Origin of the sequence: Enterobacter sp. CGMCC 5087 (assembly GCF_003144775.1) — a bacterium.
In the GTDB taxonomy this organism is placed as follows: Bacteria; Pseudomonadota; Gammaproteobacteria; order Enterobacterales; family Enterobacteriaceae; genus Enterobacter; species Enterobacter cloacae_M.
This window is the reverse complement of the sequence record NZ_QFXN01000134.1, coordinates 1-904: the sequence shown is the minus strand read 5'-3', so window position 1 is coordinate 904 and position 904 is coordinate 1. Positions and strand designations below refer to the sequence as shown.

Sequence of the window (904 nt, the reverse complement as noted above, 5' to 3'; positions counted from 1 at the left end):
CTCCGGGCGCAGCATTCCGCTGGTGGAGCAGTATATGGCCTGGCGCTGGCAAAAGGCGTTTCCGGAACAGGGGCAAATCCAGCAACAGCTGATGCAGCACCTGGATTATGCCCTCAGGCACACCGACTGGCATAAAGCACGGATACAAAAAAATCCTGACGCCATGGCTGCCTGGAAGCCCTTTGCACAGCCTGTCGCTGACGCACAGCAGGAGCTGGGCCGTCTGCCACCCTATCAGCGGGTGTATCAGGGGCTGATGGTGCGGGCCACCGCGACGCTGCCGCCGGATTTGCGGGTACAGGATGAGACAGGGCAAAGCTTTGACAGCGTGTTTGTGCTGCGTGATGCGCATGCCGGTACGGTGCCGCGTCTGTTCACCTGGTCCGGCTACAGTGATTTTTTCCGGGGCCAGCATAACGCGCTGTTTGATTTGACCGGGCTGGATGCGTGGGTGCTGGGGCAACATGAGCAGGTGCAGCTCAGCGAGGCGGATCGCAGTGAAATTCAGCGACAGGTGAGCGATCGTTATATCAGCGACTATACCGGTCACTGGCAAAAACTGTTATCCGCGCTGGATATTCAGCCCTTTGATTCACCGGAGCAGGCGCTGTCGGTGCTGAACATCATTACCGGCGATGAGCAGCCCTTCCGGCATATTGTCTCCCTGCTCGGCGATAACACCGCCGTTCGTCCACTGACCGGAAAAGAGGCAGCACAGCAGCAGGATACGCTCAGCCGGATAGCGCATCCCTTTACCCAACTGGACGACACCCTGAAAGGCCACGGGGATAATGCGCCCCTGATCCAGGGCGTAAACCAGCGGCTCATCGCGCTGGCGCAGTGGCTGGAGCAGATAAACAGTGCCGGCGATCCGGGGGCTGCTGCCTTTAAGGCCCTGCAGCTG

1 protein-coding gene is annotated in these 904 nt (G+C 59.7%); it reads left to right on the top strand.

Going from position 1 to position 904, the window contains the following annotated elements:
* Positions 1-904 (top strand): ImcF-related family protein (locus DEO48_RS12630; RefSeq protein ID WP_309136810.1); only part of this gene is annotated, 904 nt, incomplete at both ends.